The sequence below is a fragment of the Pseudomonas fragi genome, from assembly GCF_002269505.1.
Classification (GTDB): Bacteria; Pseudomonadota; Gammaproteobacteria; order Pseudomonadales; family Pseudomonadaceae; genus Aquipseudomonas; species Aquipseudomonas fragi_D.
Genome location: NZ_NQKQ01000008.1, coordinates 128,349 through 145,322, shown reverse-complemented (window position 1 = coordinate 145,322; position 16,974 = coordinate 128,349). Strand labels below are relative to the sequence as shown.

The 16,974-nt window shown below is 59.0% G+C and carries 14 protein-coding genes; all 14 read left to right on the top strand.

Going from position 1 to position 16,974, the window contains the following annotated elements; all coding sequences use genetic code 11:
* The first annotated feature begins 7 nt into the window (after positions 1–7).
* A complete protein-coding gene (gene aceA, locus CJU81_RS09735; protein ID WP_003446991.1) occupies positions 8–1,333 on the top strand; it encodes an isocitrate lyase in 1,326 nt (441 codons plus the stop codon).
* A 686-nt stretch (positions 1,334–2,019) separates the two neighbouring features.
* On the top strand, positions 2,020–2,433 hold the full coding sequence (locus CJU81_RS09730) for an NADH-quinone oxidoreductase subunit A (RefSeq protein ID WP_003446990.1): 414 nt from the start codon (positions 2,020–2,022) through the stop codon (positions 2,431–2,433).
* A 10-nt stretch (positions 2,434–2,443) separates the two neighbouring features.
* Complete coding sequence (locus CJU81_RS09725; protein WP_016780200.1) at positions 2,444–3,118, top strand: NuoB/complex I 20 kDa subunit family protein; 675 nt, start codon at positions 2,444–2,446, stop codon at positions 3,116–3,118.
* A 74-nt stretch (positions 3,119–3,192) separates the two neighbouring features.
* Positions 3,193–4,977, top strand: a complete 1,785-nt coding sequence (gene nuoC, locus CJU81_RS09720) for an NADH-quinone oxidoreductase subunit C/D (protein WP_095036406.1) — start codon at positions 3,193–3,195, stop codon at positions 4,975–4,977.
* Between the two features lie 2 nt (positions 4,978–4,979).
* On the top strand, positions 4,980–5,477 hold the full coding sequence (gene nuoE, locus CJU81_RS09715; protein WP_016780198.1) for an NADH-quinone oxidoreductase subunit NuoE: 498 nt from the start codon (positions 4,980–4,982) through the stop codon (positions 5,475–5,477).
* Positions 5,474–6,829 (top strand): NADH-quinone oxidoreductase subunit NuoF, encoded by a 1,356-nt coding sequence (gene nuoF, locus CJU81_RS09710; RefSeq protein ID WP_086796175.1) that lies wholly within the window; start codon positions 5,474–5,476, stop codon positions 6,827–6,829. The genes nuoE and nuoF overlap by 4 nt, the downstream gene beginning before the upstream one ends.
* A 132-nt stretch (positions 6,830–6,961) precedes the next feature.
* Positions 6,962–9,676, top strand: coding sequence for an NADH-quinone oxidoreductase subunit NuoG (gene nuoG, locus CJU81_RS09705; RefSeq protein WP_095036405.1), 2,715 nt, complete (start codon positions 6,962–6,964; stop codon positions 9,674–9,676).
* Positions 9,673–10,680 (top strand): NADH-quinone oxidoreductase subunit NuoH, encoded by a 1,008-nt coding sequence (nuoH, locus tag CJU81_RS09700; protein ID WP_016780195.1) that lies wholly within the window; start codon positions 9,673–9,675, stop codon positions 10,678–10,680. Before nuoG ends, nuoH begins: the two co-directional genes overlap by 4 nt.
* A 12-nt stretch (positions 10,681–10,692) precedes the next feature.
* On the top strand, positions 10,693–11,241 hold the full coding sequence (gene nuoI, locus CJU81_RS09695; protein WP_016780194.1) for an NADH-quinone oxidoreductase subunit NuoI: 549 nt from the start codon (positions 10,693–10,695) through the stop codon (positions 11,239–11,241).
* Positions 11,242–11,250: 9 nt separating this feature from the next.
* On the top strand, positions 11,251–11,754 hold the full coding sequence (nuoJ, locus tag CJU81_RS09690; RefSeq protein WP_019412102.1) for an NADH-quinone oxidoreductase subunit J: 504 nt from the start codon (positions 11,251–11,253) through the stop codon (positions 11,752–11,754).
* A gap of 1 nt (position 11,755) precedes the next feature.
* Entirely contained in the window at positions 11,756–12,064 is a 309-nt protein-coding gene (gene nuoK, locus CJU81_RS09685; RefSeq protein ID WP_019412103.1) for an NADH-quinone oxidoreductase subunit NuoK, read from the top strand.
* Positions 12,061–13,914: an NADH-quinone oxidoreductase subunit L gene (nuoL, locus tag CJU81_RS09680; protein ID WP_016780191.1), complete on the top strand. Its 1,854-nt coding sequence runs from the start codon at positions 12,061–12,063 to the stop codon at positions 13,912–13,914. Before nuoK ends, nuoL begins: the two co-directional genes overlap by 4 nt.
* A 38-nt stretch (positions 13,915–13,952) precedes the next feature.
* Complete coding sequence (nuoM, locus tag CJU81_RS09675) at positions 13,953–15,485, top strand: NADH-quinone oxidoreductase subunit M (protein WP_095036404.1); 1,533 nt, start codon at positions 13,953–13,955, stop codon at positions 15,483–15,485.
* 7 nt (positions 15,486–15,492) lie between these two features.
* A complete protein-coding gene (gene nuoN, locus CJU81_RS09670; RefSeq protein WP_095036403.1) occupies positions 15,493–16,962 on the top strand; it encodes an NADH-quinone oxidoreductase subunit NuoN in 1,470 nt (489 codons plus the stop codon).
* Positions 16,963–16,974: the final 12 nt, after the last annotated feature.

Below are 16,974 nucleotides of genomic sequence, written 5' to 3'. Positions count from 1 at the left end.
TATCACCATGGCACTGACACGCGAACAGCAAATTGCAGCCCTTGAGAAAGACTGGGCCGAAAACCCACGCTGGAAAGGCGTGACTCGCGATTACTCCGCTGCTGACGTGGTCCGCCTGCGCGGCTCGGTTCAACCCGAGCACACCTTTGCAAAAATGGGTGCCGACAAGCTGTGGAAACTGGTGACACAGGGCGCACACCCGTCCTTCCGTCCTGAGAAAGATTTCGTCAACTGCATGGGCGCCCTGACCGGGGGCCAAGCGGTACAACAGGTTAAAGCCGGTATCCAGGCTATCTACCTGTCGGGTTGGCAAGTGGCGGCAGACAACAACTCTGCCGAATCCATGTACCCGGATCAGTCGCTGTACCCGGTGGACTCCGTTCCAACCGTGGTCAAGCGCATCAACAACTCGTTCCGCCGCGCCGACCAGATCCAGTGGAAAGCCGGTAAAAACCCGGGCGATCAGGGCTACATCGACTACTTCGCCCCGATCGTGGCTGACGCCGAAGCCGGTTTTGGCGGCGTACTCAACGCTTACGAGCTGATGAAAAGCATGATCGAAGCAGGCGCCGCCGGCGTTCACTTCGAAGACCAACTGGCCTCGGTGAAAAAATGCGGCCACATGGGCGGCAAGGTACTGGTACCGACCCAGGAAGCCGTACAAAAACTGACGGCTGCCCGTCTGGCGGCTGACGTTGCCGGTACGCCGACCATCATTCTGGCCCGCACCGACGCCAACGCGGCTGACTTGCTGACTTCTGACTGCGACCCGTACGACCAGCCGTTCGTTACAGGCGAGCGCACCAAGGAAGGCTTCTACAAAGTACGTGCCGGTCTGGACCAAGCGATCGCTCGCGGTTTGGCTTATGCCCCATATGCCGACCTGATCTGGTGCGAAACCGCCAAGCCGGATCTGGACGAAGCCCGTCGCTTTGCTGAAGCGATCAAAAAGGAATACCCGGACCAACTGCTGTCGTACAACTGCTCGCCTTCCTTCAACTGGAAGAAGAACCTGGACGACGCGACCATCGCCAAGTTCCAGCGCGAACTGTCGGCAATGGGCTACAAGCACCAGTTCATCACCCTGGCGGGCATTCACAACATGTGGCACAGCATGTTCAACCTGGCGCACGACTACGCCCGCAACGACATGACTGCCTACGTGAAGCTGCAAGAGCAGGAATTCGCTGACGCTGCCAAAGGCTACACCTTTGTGGCGCACCAGCAGGAAGTGGGCACTGGCTACTTCGACGACATGACCACCGTGATCCAGGGTGGCTCGTCTTCGGTAACCGCGCTGACCGGCTCGACTGAAGAAGAACAGTTCCACTGATAATGGAACCACGGCCATTGCCCAGCCTGTAAAGAACAAACGCAATGCCACGCACATGACGCCCCGACTGGTTCGGGGCGTTTTTTTTGCCTGCGAACTCCCATTACCACCACCAAACACCAAACACCAAACACCAAACACCAAACTCCAAACGTAGTCGCTGCCGAGGAACGAAGGCTGCGAGCTGTTTATAAGCCGCCATGAAAATCAAAAGCTCGCAGCCTTCGTTCCTCGGCAGCGACTACGGGATCAGAAAGGTGAGTTGGATCAGAAGAATCAGGCCCATCCGTCAAAACCCTGACCCAGATCCATAACCGAAAACAGAAACCGGGTTAAAAAGCCAAGTTCAAAACTTGCGAAGTGCGCTTATATAAGCCAACTTCAACCGGAACAAAGCACCGCGCCGCACTTAAACAATATTGATTATCATTTAGAGTTACTGTTGTTGATTACCGGCGCTGTAAAACATAATCAACAAAACTCGCTGTAATGCCCGTGCCACAAGGCTTACAGCACATTCCAGGAAGGCCATACCACTAAAGGACTGAATTAATTCATCTTAGAAAATTTACTTGCTGGGTGTTTAGCCATAAAATCCCGGCAATCAATAGCACTGCGACATAACGTCACTGCTTTATTACCTTTTCTAGCTCAGAGACCTTTGCTCTCTGTTAAGGATTTCCAGCATGCCCGAAGCGACAGGACTCATAGCCCACAACTGGGGCTTTGCCATTTTCCTTCTCGGCGTTGTCGGCCTCTGTGCCTTCATGCTCGGTGTTTCCAGCCTCCTCGGGTCAAAAGCCTGGGGGCGCAGCAAAAACGAACCGTTCGAGTCCGGCATGCTACCCACCGGTGGCGCCCGCTTGCGGCTCTCAGCCAAATTCTATCTGGTCGCGATGCTGTTCGTGATCTTCGATATCGAAGCCCTCTTTCTCTTTGCATGGTCTGTGTCTGTTCGCGAAAGCGGCTGGACCGGATTCGTCGAAGCTCTCGTTTTCATAGCAATTCTGTTGGCAGGCCTTGTCTACCTATTTCGGGTGGGTGCTCTTGATTGGGCACCAGAAGCTCGTCGTAAGCGGCAGGCCAAGCTGAAACAATGAGGCTTTGGCAATGCAATACGAACTCACCAGGATCGACCCGGATGCTCCTAACGAGCAATATCCGATCGGCACACGGGAAACCGTTGCCGATCCGTTAGAAGATCAAGTCCACAAAAACATCTTCATGGGCAAGCTCGAAGACGTGCTGAACGGCACGGTCAACTGGGGGCGTAAAAACTCCCTGTGGCCGTACAACTTCGGCCTGTCGTGCTGCTACGTGGAAATGACCACCGCCTTCACGGCGCCCCACGATATCGCGCGCTTTGGCGCCGAAGTTATCCGGGCATCGCCGCGTCAGGCGGATTTCATGGTTATTGCCGGTACCTGCTTCATCAAGATGGCGCCGATCATTCAGCGTCTCTATGAGCAAATGCTTGAACCGAAATGGGTTATCTCCATGGGTTCTTGCGCCAACTCCGGTGGCATGTACGACATCTACTCCGTGGTTCAAGGGGTCGACAAGTTCCTGCCCGTGGACGTTTACGTGCCAGGCTGCCCACCCCGCCCAGAGGCTTTTCTGCAGGGCTTGATGCTCTTGCAAGAGTCGATTGGCCAGGAGCGTCGCCCACTTTCCTGGGTCGTTGGCGAACAAGGCGTTTATCGCGCCGAGATGCCATCGCAAAAGGAACAGCGCCGTGAACAGCGTATTCAGGTAACCAACCTGCGCAGCCCCGACGAAGTGTGATCCAGCGCCGTTTCTAATCAATAGAACGAATCACTGGCTTCATTCTTTACGTTGACCGAAAGCGATAAAAAACCATGACTACAGGCTCCGCTCTGTACATCCCGCCTTACAAGGCTGACGACCAAGATGTGGTTGTCGAACTCAACACCCGTTTTGGCCCCGAGGCGTTCACCGCCCAGGCCACGCGCACCGGCATGCCGGTGCTTTGGGTTAGCCGCGCAAAACTGGTCGAAGTACTGACCTTCCTGCGCAATCTGCCAAAACCCTACGTCATGCTCTATGACCTGCACGGTGTGGACGAACGTCTGCGCACCAAGCGTCAGGGCCTGCCATCGGGTGCAGACTTCACCGTCTTCTATCACCTGATGTCGCTGGAACGTAACAGCGACGTAATGATCAAGGTGGCCCTGTCCGAAAAAGACCTGAGCGTCCCGACCGTGACCGGTATCTGGCCGAACGCCAACTGGTACGAGCGTGAAGTCTGGGACATGTTCGGCATCGACTTCAAAGGTCACCCGCACCTGACGCGCATCATGATGCCGCCAACCTGGGAAGGTCACCCGCTGCGCAAGGACTTCCCGGCCCGGGCCACCGAGTTCGACCCGTACAGCCTGACCCTGGCCAAGGTGCAGCTGGAAGAGGAAGCCGCACGTTTCCGTCCTGAAGACTGGGGCATGAAGCGTTCCGGCGAAAACGAGGACTACATGTTCCTCAACTTAGGTCCCAACCACCCTTCGGCTCACGGTGCTTTCCGGATCATCCTGCAACTGGACGGTGAAGAAATCGTCGATTGCGTGCCAGACGTCGGCTACCACCACCGTGGTGCCGAAAAAATGGCCGAGCGCCAGTCCTGGCACAGCTTCATCCCGTACACCGACCGTATCGATTACCTCGGCGGCGTGATGAACAACCTGCCGTACGTGCTCTCGGTCGAGAAGCTCGCGGGCATCAAGGTACCGGACCGCGTCGACACCATCCGTATCATGATGGCCGAATTCTTCCGTATCACCAGCCACCTGCTGTTCCTGGGTACCTATATCCAGGACGTGGGCGCCATGACCCCGGTGTTCTTCACCTTCACCGACCGTCAGCGCGCTTACAAAGTGATCGAGGCCATCACCGGCTTCCGTCTGCACCCGGCCTGGTACCGCATCGGCGGCGTTGCCCACGACCTGCCGAACGGCTGGGATCGTCTGGTCAAGGAATTCCTCGACTGGATGCCAAAACGTCTGGACGAATACCAGAAAGCCGCTTTGGACAACAGCATCCTGCGTGGTCGTACCATCGGCGTTGCCGCCTACAACACCAAAGAGGCCCTGGAATGGGGCGTCACTGGTGCCGGCCTGCGCTCCACCGGTTGTGATTTCGATATCCGTAAGGCGCGCCCGTACTCCGGCTACGAGAACTTCGAATTCGAAGTCCCGCTGGCAGCCAACGGCGATGCCTACGATCGTTGCATCGTGCGCGTCGAAGAAATGCGTCAGAGCCTGAAAATCATCGAGCAGTGCATGCGCAACATGCCAGCCGGCCCGTACAAGGCGGATCACCCGCTGACCACGCCGCCGCCCAAAGAGCGCACGTTGCAGCATATCGAGACCTTGATCACGCACTTCCTGCAAGTTTCGTGGGGCCCGGTGATGCCGGCCAACGAATCCTTCCAGATGATCGAAGCGACCAAGGGCATCAACAGTTATTACCTGACGAGCGATGGCGGCACCATGAGCTACCGCACCCGGATTCGCACCCCAAGCTTCCCGCACCTGCAGCAGATCCCTTCGGTGATCAAAGGTGAAATGGTCGCGGACTTGATTGCGTACCTGGGTAGTATCGATTTCGTTATGGCCGACGTGGACCGCTAAGCATGAACAGCACGCTTATCCAGACAGACCGTTTCGCCCTGAGCGAAACCGAGCGCTCGGCCATCGAGCACGAGATGCATCACTACGAAGATCCACGCGCAGCGTCGATCGAAGCCCTGAAGATCGTTCAGAAGGAACGCGGCTGGGTGCCTGACGGCGCGATTTACGCCATTGGCGAACTGCTGGGCATTCCTGCCAGCGACGTTGAAGGCGTGGCTACGTTCTACAGCCAGATTTTCCGCCAGCCTGTTGGCCGTCACATCATTCGCGTGTGCGACAGCATGGTCTGCTACATCGGTGGCCACGAGTCCGTGGTTGGCGAAATCCAGAACAAGCTGGGCATCGGCCTCGGCCAGACCACTGCAGACGGCCGCTTTACGCTGCTGCCGGTGTGCTGCCTGGGCAACTGCGACAAGGCGCCGGCGTTGATGATCGACGACGACACATTCGGTGACGTGCAGCCTGCTGGCGTCGCCACGTTGTTGGAGGCCTACCCATGAGCCTGACTTCCTTCGGCCCTGCCAACCTGATCAAGCGTTCGGCAGAAACCCACCCCCTGACCTGGCGTCTGCGTGACGACGGCGAGCCTGTGTGGCTCGACGAGTACCAGGCCAAGGACGGCTACGCCGCCGCACGCAAGGCCTTCGCCGACATGGCTCAGGACGATATCGTCCAGACCGTGAAAGACGCCGGCCTCAAGGGTCGCGGCGGTGCCGGCTTCCCTACGGGCGTGAAGTGGGGGCTGATGCCTAAAGACGAATCCATGAACATCCGTTACCTGCTGTGTAACGCCGATGAAATGGAGCCCAACACCTGGAAAGACCGCATGCTGATGGAGCAACTGCCCCATCTGCTGATCGAAGGCATGCTGATCAGTGCCCGCGCCCTGAAAACCTACCGTGGCTATATCTTCCTGCGTGGCGAATACACCACCGCGGCCGTGCACCTGCGTCGTGCCGTAGAAGAAGCCAAGGCAGCCGGCCTGCTGGGCAAGAATATCCTCGGTTCGGGCTTTGACTTCGAACTGTTCGTGCACACCGGTGCCGGGCGTTATATCTGCGGTGAAGAAACCGCACTGATCAACTCCCTCGAAGGCCGTCGCGCCAACCCGCGCTCCAAGCCGCCGTTCCCGGCCGCAGTGGGCGTATGGGGCAAGCCGACCTGCGTGAACAACGTCGAAACCCTGTGCAACGTACCGGCCATCATCGGTAACGGCGTTGACTGGTACAAATCCCTGGCCCGCGAAGGCAGCGAAGACCACGGCACCAAGCTGATGGGCTTCTCCGGCAAAGTGAAGAACCCTGGCCTGTGGGAACTGCCATTCGGCGTGACCGCTCGCGAGCTGTTCGAAGACTACGCCGGCGGCATGCGCGACGGCTTCAAGCTCAAGTGCTGGCAGCCAGGCGGTGCCGGTACCGGCTTCCTGTTGCCCGAGCACCTGGACGCACAAATGTACGCCGGTGGCATCGCCAAGGTCGGCACCCGTATGGGTACTGGCCTGGCCATGGCCGTGGACGACAGCGTCAACATGGTCTCGTTGCTGCGCAACATGGAACAGTTCTTTGCCCGTGAGTCGTGCGGTTTCTGCACCCCTTGCCGTGATGGTCTGCCGTGGAGCGTCAAGCTGCTGATGGCAATCGAGCACGGCGAAGGTCAGCCCGGCGATATCGAGACCCTGCTGGGTCTGGTCGGTTTCCTCGGCCCTGGCAAGACGTTCTGTGCTCACGCACCGGGTGCCGTGGAGCCATTGGGCAGCGCGATCAAGTACTTCCGTCCAGAGTTCGAAGCCGGTATTGCCCAGGCAAAACCCGGTGTACCGCCTCTGGCACGCCCGATTGTAATCGGCGCGTAACGCTCTGAAGGTGAGCGGTCCGTGCCGCTCCCTGATCGTTCGATAACGCCGTAAGGCTGAGTTGTTTCGAACGCATAACAAGATTCCATTAGCCACGCCCGCTGACACCGGGCCAACGAAGACCTTTGAACCATGGCCACTATCCACGTAGACGGCAAAGATCTCGAAGTCGATGGGGCAGACAACCTGTTACAGGCATGTCTGTCGCTAGGCCTCGATATCCCGTATTTCTGCTGGCACCCTGCCCTGGGCAGTGTTGGCGCTTGCCGCCAATGCGCCGTCAAGCAGTACACCGACGAGAACGACAAGCGTGGTCGTATCGTCATGTCATGCATGACCCCGGCCACCGACGGTAGCTGGATTTCCATCGACGACGAAGAAGCGAAAGTGTTTCGCGCCAGCGTTGTTGAATGGCTAATGACCAACCACCCGCACGACTGCCCTGTGTGCGAAGAAGGCGGTCACTGCCATCTGCAAGACATGACCGTGATGACCGGCCACAACGAGCGCCGTTATCGCTTCACCAAGCGCACCCACCAGAACCAGCAACTGGGCCCGTTCATTTCCCACGAAATGAACCGCTGCATCGCTTGCTATCGCTGCGTGCGCTTCTATAAAGACTACGCGGGCGGCACTGACCTGGGCGTATTCGGTGCCCACGACAATGTGTACTTCGGTCGCGTTGAAGACGGCGTGCTCGAAAGCGAGTTCTCGGGCAACCTCACCGAAGTCTGCCCGACCGGTGTGTTTACCGACAAAACCCACTCCGAGCGCTACAACCGCAAGTGGGACATGCAGTTTGCACCGAGCATCTGCCACGGTTGCTCCAGCGGCTGCAATATCAGCCCGGGCGAACGCTATGGCGAACTACGCCGTATCGAAAACCGCTTCAACGGTTCGGTCAACCAGTACTTCCTGTGCGACCGTGGCCGTTTCGGCTATGGCTACGTCAACCGCACCGACCGCCCACGTCAGCCTTTGCTGGCCGACGGCACCAAGCTGAGCCTGGACAACGCGCTGGATAAAGCCGCTGACCTGTTGCGCGGACGCAATATCGTCGGTATCGGTTCGCCACGTGCCAGCCTCGAAAGCAACTATGCGCTGCGCGAGCTGGTGGGTGCCGAGCACTTCTACTCGGGCATCGAAGCCGGTGAACTGGAACGCATCCGCCTGGTGCTGCAAGTTCTCAAGGACAGCCCGCTGCCAGTGCCGAACATGCGCGAGATCGAAGATCACGACGCCGTGTTTGTGCTCGGTGAAGACCTGACCCAGACCGCAGCCCGTATGGCGCTGTCGGTACGTCAATCGACCAAGGGCAAGGCCGAGGAAATGGCCGACGCCATGCGCGTTCAGCCGTGGCTCGACGCCGCAGTGAAAAACATCGGTCAGCACGCGCTGAACCCGCTGTTTATCGCGACCCTGGCTGAAACCAAGCTCGACGACGTGGCTGAAGAATGTGTACACGCAGCCCCGGATGACCTGGCCCGTATCGGTTTCGCCGTGGCTCACGCCATCGACGCCAGCGCCCCTGCCGTTGCCGGCCTGGACGCTGAAGCACTGGAGCTGGCCAAGCGCATCGCCGACGCCCTGCTCGCGGCCAAACGCCCACTGATCATTGCCGGTACTTCTCTGGGCTCCAAGGCCCTGATCGAAGCGGCAGGCAACATCGCCAAAGCCCTGCACCTGCGTGAAAAAGCCGGTTCCATCAGCCTCGTCGTGCCGGAAGCCAACAGCCTCGGCCTGGCCATGCTGGGCGGCGAGTCGGTAGACGCAGCCCTGCAAGCGGTGATCGACGGTAAAGCCGACGCCATCGTGGTACTGGAAAACGATCTGTTCACCCGCGTTGATGCCGTCAAGGTCAACGCTGCGCTGGACGCGGCCAAAGTGGTCATCGTTGCCGACCACCAGAAGACTGCGACCACCGACCGTGCCGATCTGGTACTGCCGGCGGCCAGCTTCGCTGAAGGCGACGGTACTCTGGTCAGCCAGGAAGGCCGTGCGCAGCGCTTCTTCCAGGTGTTCGACCCGACTTACCTGGACGCCAGCATCCTGGTTCACGAAGGCTGGCGCTGGCTGCATGCCCTACGCAGCACCTTGCTGAACAAACCGGTTGACTGGACCCTGCTCGACCACGTGACGCAAGCCACTGCTGCCAGCACCCCAGAACTGGCCCGCATCGTTGATGCCGCGCCGTCTGCTGCGTTCCGCATCAAGGGCATGAAGCTGGCCCGCGAACCGCTGCGCTACAGCGGCCGTACTGCCATGCGCGCCAACATCAGCGTACACGAGCCACGCACCCCGCAAGACCCGGACACCGCGTTCGCCTTCTCCATGGAAGGCTACTCGGGCTCCGTCGAACCGCGCCAGCAAGTGCCGTTCGCCTGGTCGCCGGGCTGGAACTCGCCACAAGCGTGGAACAAGTTCCAGGACGAAGTCGGTGGTCATATCCGCGCTGGCGACCCGGGCACCCGCCTGATCGAAAGCACAGGTGATTCGCTGAGCTGGTTCGCCAACATCCCGGGCGCATTCAACCCGGCTCGCGGCACCTGGCAAGTCGTGCCGTTCTTCCACCTGCTGGGCAGCGAAGAGAACTCTTCCAAAGCCGCGCCGGTTCAAGAACGCATTCCAGCCGCTTATATCGCACTGGCCAAGTCCGAAGCCGACCGCCTGGGGGTCAACGATGGCGCCCTGCTCAGCCTCAACGTTGCCGGTGTGACCCTGCGTCTGCCACTGCGTATCAATGAAGAGCTGGGTGCAGGTCTGGTGGCACTGCCAGCAGGCCTGGCCGGTATCCCGCCAGCGATCTTTGGCCTTACCGTTGACGGTTTGCAGGAGGCAGCCCAATGACCTGGTTTACGCCTGAAGTGATCGACGTGATTATCTCGGTGGTCAAAGCCGTGGTAATCCTGCTCGCCGTAGTGGTTTGCGGCGCGCTGCTGAGCTGGGTTGAACGTCGCCTGCTGGCCCTGTGGCAGGACCGTTACGGTCCGAACCGCGTGGGCCCGTTCGGTGCGTTCCAGATCGCAGCCGACATGATCAAGATGTTCTTCAAGGAAGACTGGACCCCACCGTTTGCCGACAAGGCGATTTTCACCCTGGCGCCGGTTGTGGCCATGAGTGCCTTGCTGATCGCCTTTGCGATTATCCCGATCACCCCGACCTGGGGCGTGGCGGATCTGAACGTCGGTATCCTGTTCTTCTTCGCCATGGCCGGTCTGTCGGTCTATGCGGTGCTGTTCGCAGGCTGGTCGAGCAACAACAAGTTTGCCCTGCTGGGTGCCTTGCGGGCTTCGGCCCAGACCGTGTCCTACGAAGTGTTCATGGGCCTGGCGCTGATGGGCATCGTGGTGCAGGTTGGCTCGTTCAACATGCGCGACATCGTTGAATATCAAGCGCAGAACCTGTGGTTCATCATCCCGCAGATCTTCGGTTTCCTGACCTTCTTTATCGCTGGCGTGGCCGTGACTCACCGTCACCCCTTCGACCAGCCGGAAGCGGAACAGGAACTGGCCGATGGTTACCACATTGAATACGCCGGCATGAAATGGGGCATGTTCTTCGTGGGTGAGTACATCGGGATCGTGTTGATCTCGGCGTTGCTGGTGACTTTGTTCTTCGGTGGCTGGCACGGACCGTTCGGTCTGCTGCCACAGATTCCGTTTATCTGGTTCGCCCTGAAGACCGCGTTTTTCATCATGATCTTCATCCTGCTGCGCGCTTCTATTCCGCGCCCACGGTATGACCAAGTGATGGACTTCAGCTGGAAGTTCTGCCTGCCGCTGACCCTGATCAATTTGCTGGTGACCGCCGCAGTCGTGTTGTTGAACACGCCCGCCGGCGCGGTTCAGTGAGGATAGAGACCCATGTTCAAGTACCTGTTTGACATCGTGCATGGCACCTACACCCAGCTTCGCAGCTTGGTGATGGTGTTTGGCCATGCCTTCCGTAAGCGTGACACGCTGCAATACCCGGAAGAACCGGTCTACCTGCCACCGCGCTACCGTGGCCGGATTGTCCTGACCCGTGACCCGGACGGCGAAGAGCGTTGTGTAGCCTGTAACCTGTGCGCCGTGGCGTGCCCGGTAGGCTGCATCTCGCTGCAAAAAGCCGAAACCGAAGATGGCCGTTGGTACCCGGAGTTCTTCCGCATCAACTTCTCACGCTGCATTTTTTGCGGTCTGTGTGAGGAAGCCTGCCCGACCACCGCGATCCAGCTGACACCGGATTTCGAGATGGCCGAGTTCAAACGTCAGGATCTGGTGTACGAGAAAGAAGATCTGCTGATCTCCGGTCCCGGTAAGAACCCTGATTACAACTTCTATCGTGTTGCGGGTATGGCCGTTGAAGGCAAGCCGAAAGGTGCTGCCCAGAACGAAGCCGAGCCGATCAACGTGAAGAGCTTGCTGCCTTAAGGAAGAACGATGGAATTCGCTTTCTATTTCGCATCGGGTGTCGCTGTCGTGTCCACGCTACGCGTGATCACCAACACCAACCCTGTGCACGCCCTGCTCTACCTGATTATTTCGCTGATTGCCGTGGCGATGACGTTCTTTAGCCTGGGCGCACCCTTTGCCGGTGTGCTCGAAGTGATCGCCTACGCCGGTGCCATCATGGTGCTGTTTGTGTTCGTGGTGATGATGCTCAACCAGGGCCCCGCCTCGGTGACGCAAGAACGCCACTGGCTCAAGCCGGGCATCTGGATCGGGCCGAGCATTCTGTCCGCCATCCTGCTGGCCGAATTGCTCTACGTGCTGTTCGCTCACCCGAGCGGTGCTGCAATCGGTCAAACCACCATCGATGCAAAAGCCGTGGGCATCAGCCTGTTCGGCCCGTATCTGCTGGTGGTCGAACTCGCCTCGATGCTGCTGCTTGCTGCAGCTGTGACGGCGTTCCACTTGGGCCGCACTGAGGCGAAGGAGCAATAACATGCCAGGAATACCTCTCGAACATGGTTTGGCCGTTGCCGGCATCCTGTTCTGCCTCGGTCTGGTTGGCCTGATGGTACGTCGCAACATTCTCTTCGTATTGATGAGTCTGGAAATCATGATGAACGCCGCGGCACTGGCTTTCATCGTTGCCGGTGCACGCTGGGCGCAGCCGGATGGACAAGTGATGTTCATCCTGGTGATCACCCTGGCAGCCGCTGAGGCCAGTATTGGCCTGGCGATCCTGCTGCAGCTGTATCGCCGCTTCCATACGCTTGATATCGATGCTGCCAGTGAGATGCGCGGATGAACCTTCTCTTTCTGACTTTCGTATTCCCCCTGATCGGCTTTTTGCTGCTGTCGTTCTCCCGTGGACGCTTCAGCGAGAACCTCTCGGCGCTGATCGGCGTCGGCTCCATCGGCCTGTCGGCCATTGTGGCCGCGTTTGTGATCTGGCAATTCAATGTCGCTCCGCCACCGGGTGGCGAGTACACACAAGTACTGTGGCAGTGGATCTCGGTAGAAGGCTTCAAGCCCAACTTCGCCCTGCACCTGGACGGCCTGTCGGTCACCATGCTCGGTGTCGTGGTCGGCGTGGGCTTTCTGATCCACGTATTCGCCTCGTGGTACATGCGCGGTGAAGACGGCTACTCGCGTTTCTTTGCCTACACCAACCTGTTTATCGCCAGCATGCTGTTCCTGATCCTGGCCGATAACCTGCTGTTCGTGTACTTCGGCTGGGAAGGCGTGGGCCTGTGCTCGTACCTGTTGATCGGTTTCTACTACAGCAACCGCAACAACGGCAACGCAGCACTCAAAGCCTTTATCGTGACCCGCGTCGGCGACGTGTTCCTGGCCATTGGCCTGTTTATCCTGTTCCAGCAACTGGGCACGTTGAACATCAAGGAACTGCTGGTGCTGGCACCGCAGAAGTTCCAGGCCGGCGATTTCTGGATCGTGCTGGCAACCCTGATGCTGCTGGGTGGTGCTGTCGGTAAATCTGCGCAACTGCCGCTGCAAACCTGGTTGGCAGACGCGATGGCCGGCCCTACCCCGGTTTCGGCACTGATCCACGCCGCAACCATGGTAACCGCCGGTGTGTACCTGATTGCACGTACCCACGGCCTGTTCACCCTGGCACCTGAAGTGCTGCACCTGGTGGGCATCGTCGGCGGTGTGACCCTGGTACTGGCAGGTTTTGCTGCACTGGTACAAACCGACATCAAACGTATCCTTGCCTACTCGACCATGAGCCAGATCGGCTACATGTTCCTGGCATTGGGCGTGGGTGCCTGGGACGGCGCGATTTTCCACCTGATGACCCACGCCTTCTTCAAGGCGCTGCTGTTCCTTGCATCGGGTGCGGTAATCGTTGCCTGCCATCACGAGCAGAACATCTTCAAGATGGGCGGCCTGTGGAAAAAACTGCCATTGGCCTACGCCAGCTTTATCGTCGGTGGCGCGGCGCTGTCTGCCTTGCCATTGCTCACGGCCGGTTTCTACTCCAAGGACGAAATCCTCTGGGAAGCCTTCGCCAGCGGTAACAACGAACTGTTGTATGCCGGTCTGGTCGGTGCGTTCATGACCTCGCTGTACACCTTCCGCCTGATCTTCGTCACGTTCCACGGTGAAGCCAAGACTGAAGCCCACGCAGGCCATGGCGTGACCTACTGGCTGCCATTGAGCGTGCTAATCGTACTGTCGACCTTTATCGGCGCCATGATCACCCCGCCACTGGCCGGTGTACTGCCACAAAGCGTTGGCCATGCTGGCGGTGAAGCCAAGCACAGCCTGGAAATCGCCTCGGGTGCCATCGCCCTGGCCGGTATCCTGCTGGCTGCCCTGCTGTACCTGGGCAAGCGCCGCTTTGTAACTGCAGTTGCCAACAGCGGCATCGGTCGCTTCCTGTCGGCCTGGTGGTTCGCTGCCTGGGGCTTCGACTGGCTGTACGACAAACTGTTCGTCAAACCGTACCTGTTGATCTGCCGCCTGCTGGCCAAAGACCCTCTGGACCAGACCATTGGTTTGATCCCGAAAATGGCCAAGGCCGGGCATAACGCCCTGAGCCGCAGCGAAACCGGTCAACTGCGTTGGTACGCTGCTTCCATGGCCGCCGGTGCTGTACTGGTCATGGGCGCCATCGTACTGGTAGCGGTCTGATATGAACCTTCGACTTTGCGAAAGGAATTGAGCCCGTCATGATTCTGCCTTGGCTAATCCTGATCCCCTTTATCGGCGGCCTCCTGTGCTGGCTGGGTGAGCGTTTCGGCTCCACCCTGCCCCGCTGGATTGCATTGCTGACCATGTCCCTTGAGCTTGCCCTCGGCCTTTGGCTGTGGTCCCAGGGGAACTACTCGTTTGCACCGGCACCTGGCGCCGATCCGACCTGGGCCCTTGAGTTCCAGCACACCTGGATCGCCCGCTTCGGTATCAGCGTGCACCTGGCGCTGGACGGCCTGTCGCTGCTGATGATCCTGCTCACCGGCTTGCTCGGTGTGCTGTCGGTTCTGTGTTCCTGGAAAGAAATTCAGCGTCACGTGGGCTTCTTCCACCTGAACCTGATGTGGATCCTGGGCGGTGTGGTTGGCGTGTTCCTCGCCATCGACCTGTTCATGTTCTTCTTCTTCTGGGAAATGATGCTGGTGCCGATGTATTTCCTCATCGCGCTCTGGGGTCATAGCTCGTCGGACGGCAAGAAAACCCGTATCTACGCCGCGACCAAGTTCTTCATCTTCACTCAGGCTTCCGGCCTGATCATGCTGGTGGCGATCCTGGGTCTGGTGCTGGTCAACTTCAACAACACCGGCGTGATTACCTTCAGCTACGCCGAGTTGCTGAAAACCAAGATGTCGCTCACTACTGAGTACATCCTGATGCTGGGCTTCTTCATTGCCTTTGCCGTGAAGCTGCCGGTCGTACCTTTCCACTCCTGGCTGCCGGATGCTCACGCACAGGCACCTACCGCAGGTTCGGTCGATCTGGCCGGTATCCTGTTGAAGACCGCTGCGTATGGTTTGCTGCGTTTCGCCTTGCCGCTGTTCCCGAATGCCTCGGCCGAGTTTGCGCCGATTGCCATGACCCTGGGTCTGATCGGGATTTTCTACGGTGCGTTCCTGGCTTTCGCACAAACCGATATCAAGCGTCTGATCGCATTCTCCAGCGTTTCCCATATGGGTTTCGTGCTGATCGGTATCTACTCCGGCAGCCAGTTGGCCCTGCAAGGCGCCGTGATCCAGATGCTGGCCCACGGTGTTTCGGCAGCTGCGCTGTTTATCCTCAGCGGCCAGTTGTATGAGCGTCTGCATACCCGTGACATGCGTGAAATGGGTGGTTTGTGGTCGAAGATCGCTTACCTGCCGGCCATCAGCCTGTTCTTTGCGGCCGCGTCGCTGGGCTTGCCGGGCACCGGCAACTTTGTCGGCGAGTTCCTGATCCTGATTGGCTCTTTCGCCAGCTTCCCGTGGATCACGGCGATTGCCACAACCGGTCTGGTGTTTGGTTCGGTCTACTCGCTGATCATGATGCACCGTGCCTACTTCGGCCCGTCCAAATCCGACGCGGTACTGGCCGGCATGGATGCACGTGAACTGATCATGGTGCTCGGTCTGGCGGTACTGCTGGTGTTTATCGGCGTGTACCCACAACCGTTCCTCGATACCTCCGCTGCGACCATGCATGGCGTGCAGCAATGGCTCGGCACCGCCTTCACTCAACTCGCTTCGGCCCGGTAAGAGCGCTATGGAATTTACGATCCAACACTTTATCGCGCTTGCTCCACTGCTGATTACCAGCCTCACTGTTGTTGTGGTGATGCTGGCAATCGCGTGGCGCCGCAACCATTCACAGACCTTCCTGCTTTCGGTGGCGGGTCTTAACCTGGCCCTGCTGTCGATCTTCCCGGCGTTGAAAGTTGCTCCACTGGCTGTCACCCCGCTGTTGATGATGGACAACTTCGCCTATCTGTACATCGGCCTGATTCTGGTCGCGACCCTGGCTTGCGTCACCTTGGCTCACGCCTACCTGGGTGAAGGCGGCACGGGCTACCCAGGCAACCGTGAAGAGCTGTACCTGCTGATGCTGCTGGCTGCGACCGGCGGTATCGTACTGGTCAGCGCGCAACATCTGGCCGGTTTGTTTATCGGTCTGGAGCTACTTTCGGTACCGGTTTACGGCCTGGTGGCCTATGCCTTCTTCAACAAGCGTTCACTGGAAGCCGGCATCAAGTACATGGTGCTGTCAGCTGCCGGTTCTGCGTTCCTGTTGTTCGGTATGGCCTTGCTGTACGCCGAAGCCGGCAGCCTGAGCTTCAGCGGTATCGGTCACGCCCTGGCGGCTACTGGCGCACCTAGCGCCATTGCCCAGCTGGGCCTGGGCATGATGCTGGTGGGCCTGGCCTTCAAACTGTCGCTGGTGCCTTTCCACCTCTGGACTCCGGACGTGTATGAAGGTGCTCCGGCGCCGGTGGCCGCGTTCCTGGCTACCGCGTCGAAAGTGGCCGTGTTTGCCGTGATGGTGCGTCTGTTCCAGATCACTCCATCGGCAACCACCGGTGTGATGAGCGATGTCCTGACCGTGATCGCGATTGCCTCGATCCTGTTCGGTAACTTGCTGGCGCTGACCCAGAACAACCTCAAGCGTCTGCTGGGTTACTCGTCCATCGCCCACTTCGGCTACCTGCTGATCGCCCTGGTGGCGAGCAAGGGCATGGCCATGGAAGCCATCGGCGTCTACCTGATCACCTACGTGCTGACCAGCCTGGGTGCATTCGGTGTGATCACCCTGATGTCCTCGCCGTACAAAGGCCGTGACGCCGACGCGCTGTACGAGTACCGCGGCCTGTTCTGGCGTCGTCCGTACCTGACTGCGGTGATGACCGTGATGATGCTGTCGCTGGCGGGTATCCCGCTGACCGCCGGCTTTATCGGCAAGTTCTACATCATCGCCACGGGCGTTGAAGCTCACCAATGGTGGCTGGTGGGTTCCCTGATCCTGGGTAGCGCCATTGGCGTGTTCTACTACCTGCGTGTGATGGTGACCCTGTACCTGGTCGAGCCGAAACTGCATCGCCACGATGCTCCGCTGAACTGGGAACAGAAAGCGGGCGGCGTCATGTTGCTGGCGGTTTCGGTCATGGTGTTCTTCCTGGGTGTATACCCGCAACCAATGCTGGAACTGGTGCAACACGCCGCGCTGAACTTTGCTGGTTAAGCGTTAAGCGCT

Excerpts from the sequence above, each read along its gene's own strand:
- nuoC (WP_095036406.1), top strand. The coding sequence starts at position 3,193 with ATGACTACAGGCTCCGCTCTGTACATCCCGCCTTACAAGGCTGACGAC.
- CJU81_RS09730 (WP_003446990.1), top strand. The coding sequence starts at position 2,020 with ATGCCCGAAGCGACAGGACTCATAGCCCACAACTGGGGCTTTGCCATT.
- nuoI (WP_016780194.1), top strand. The coding sequence starts at position 10,693 with ATGTTCAAGTACCTGTTTGACATCGTGCATGGCACCTACACCCAGCTT.
- nuoN (WP_095036403.1), top strand. The coding sequence starts at position 15,493 with ATGGAATTTACGATCCAACACTTTATCGCGCTTGCTCCACTGCTGATT.
- nuoH (WP_016780195.1), top strand. The coding sequence starts at position 9,673 with ATGACCTGGTTTACGCCTGAAGTGATCGACGTGATTATCTCGGTGGTC.
- nuoM (WP_095036404.1), top strand. The coding sequence starts at position 13,953 with ATGATTCTGCCTTGGCTAATCCTGATCCCCTTTATCGGCGGCCTCCTG.
- nuoG (WP_095036405.1), top strand. The coding sequence starts at position 6,962 with ATGGCCACTATCCACGTAGACGGCAAAGATCTCGAAGTCGATGGGGCA.
- nuoF (WP_086796175.1), top strand. The coding sequence starts at position 5,474 with ATGAGCCTGACTTCCTTCGGCCCTGCCAACCTGATCAAGCGTTCGGCA.
- nuoE (WP_016780198.1), top strand. The coding sequence starts at position 4,980 with ATGAACAGCACGCTTATCCAGACAGACCGTTTCGCCCTGAGCGAAACC.
- aceA (WP_003446991.1), top strand. The coding sequence starts at position 8 with ATGGCACTGACACGCGAACAGCAAATTGCAGCCCTTGAGAAAGACTGG.
- nuoK (WP_019412103.1), top strand. The coding sequence starts at position 11,756 with ATGCCAGGAATACCTCTCGAACATGGTTTGGCCGTTGCCGGCATCCTG.
- nuoL (WP_016780191.1), top strand. The coding sequence starts at position 12,061 with ATGAACCTTCTCTTTCTGACTTTCGTATTCCCCCTGATCGGCTTTTTG.
- CJU81_RS09725 (WP_016780200.1), top strand. The coding sequence starts at position 2,444 with ATGCAATACGAACTCACCAGGATCGACCCGGATGCTCCTAACGAGCAA.
- nuoJ (WP_019412102.1), top strand. The coding sequence starts at position 11,251 with ATGGAATTCGCTTTCTATTTCGCATCGGGTGTCGCTGTCGTGTCCACG.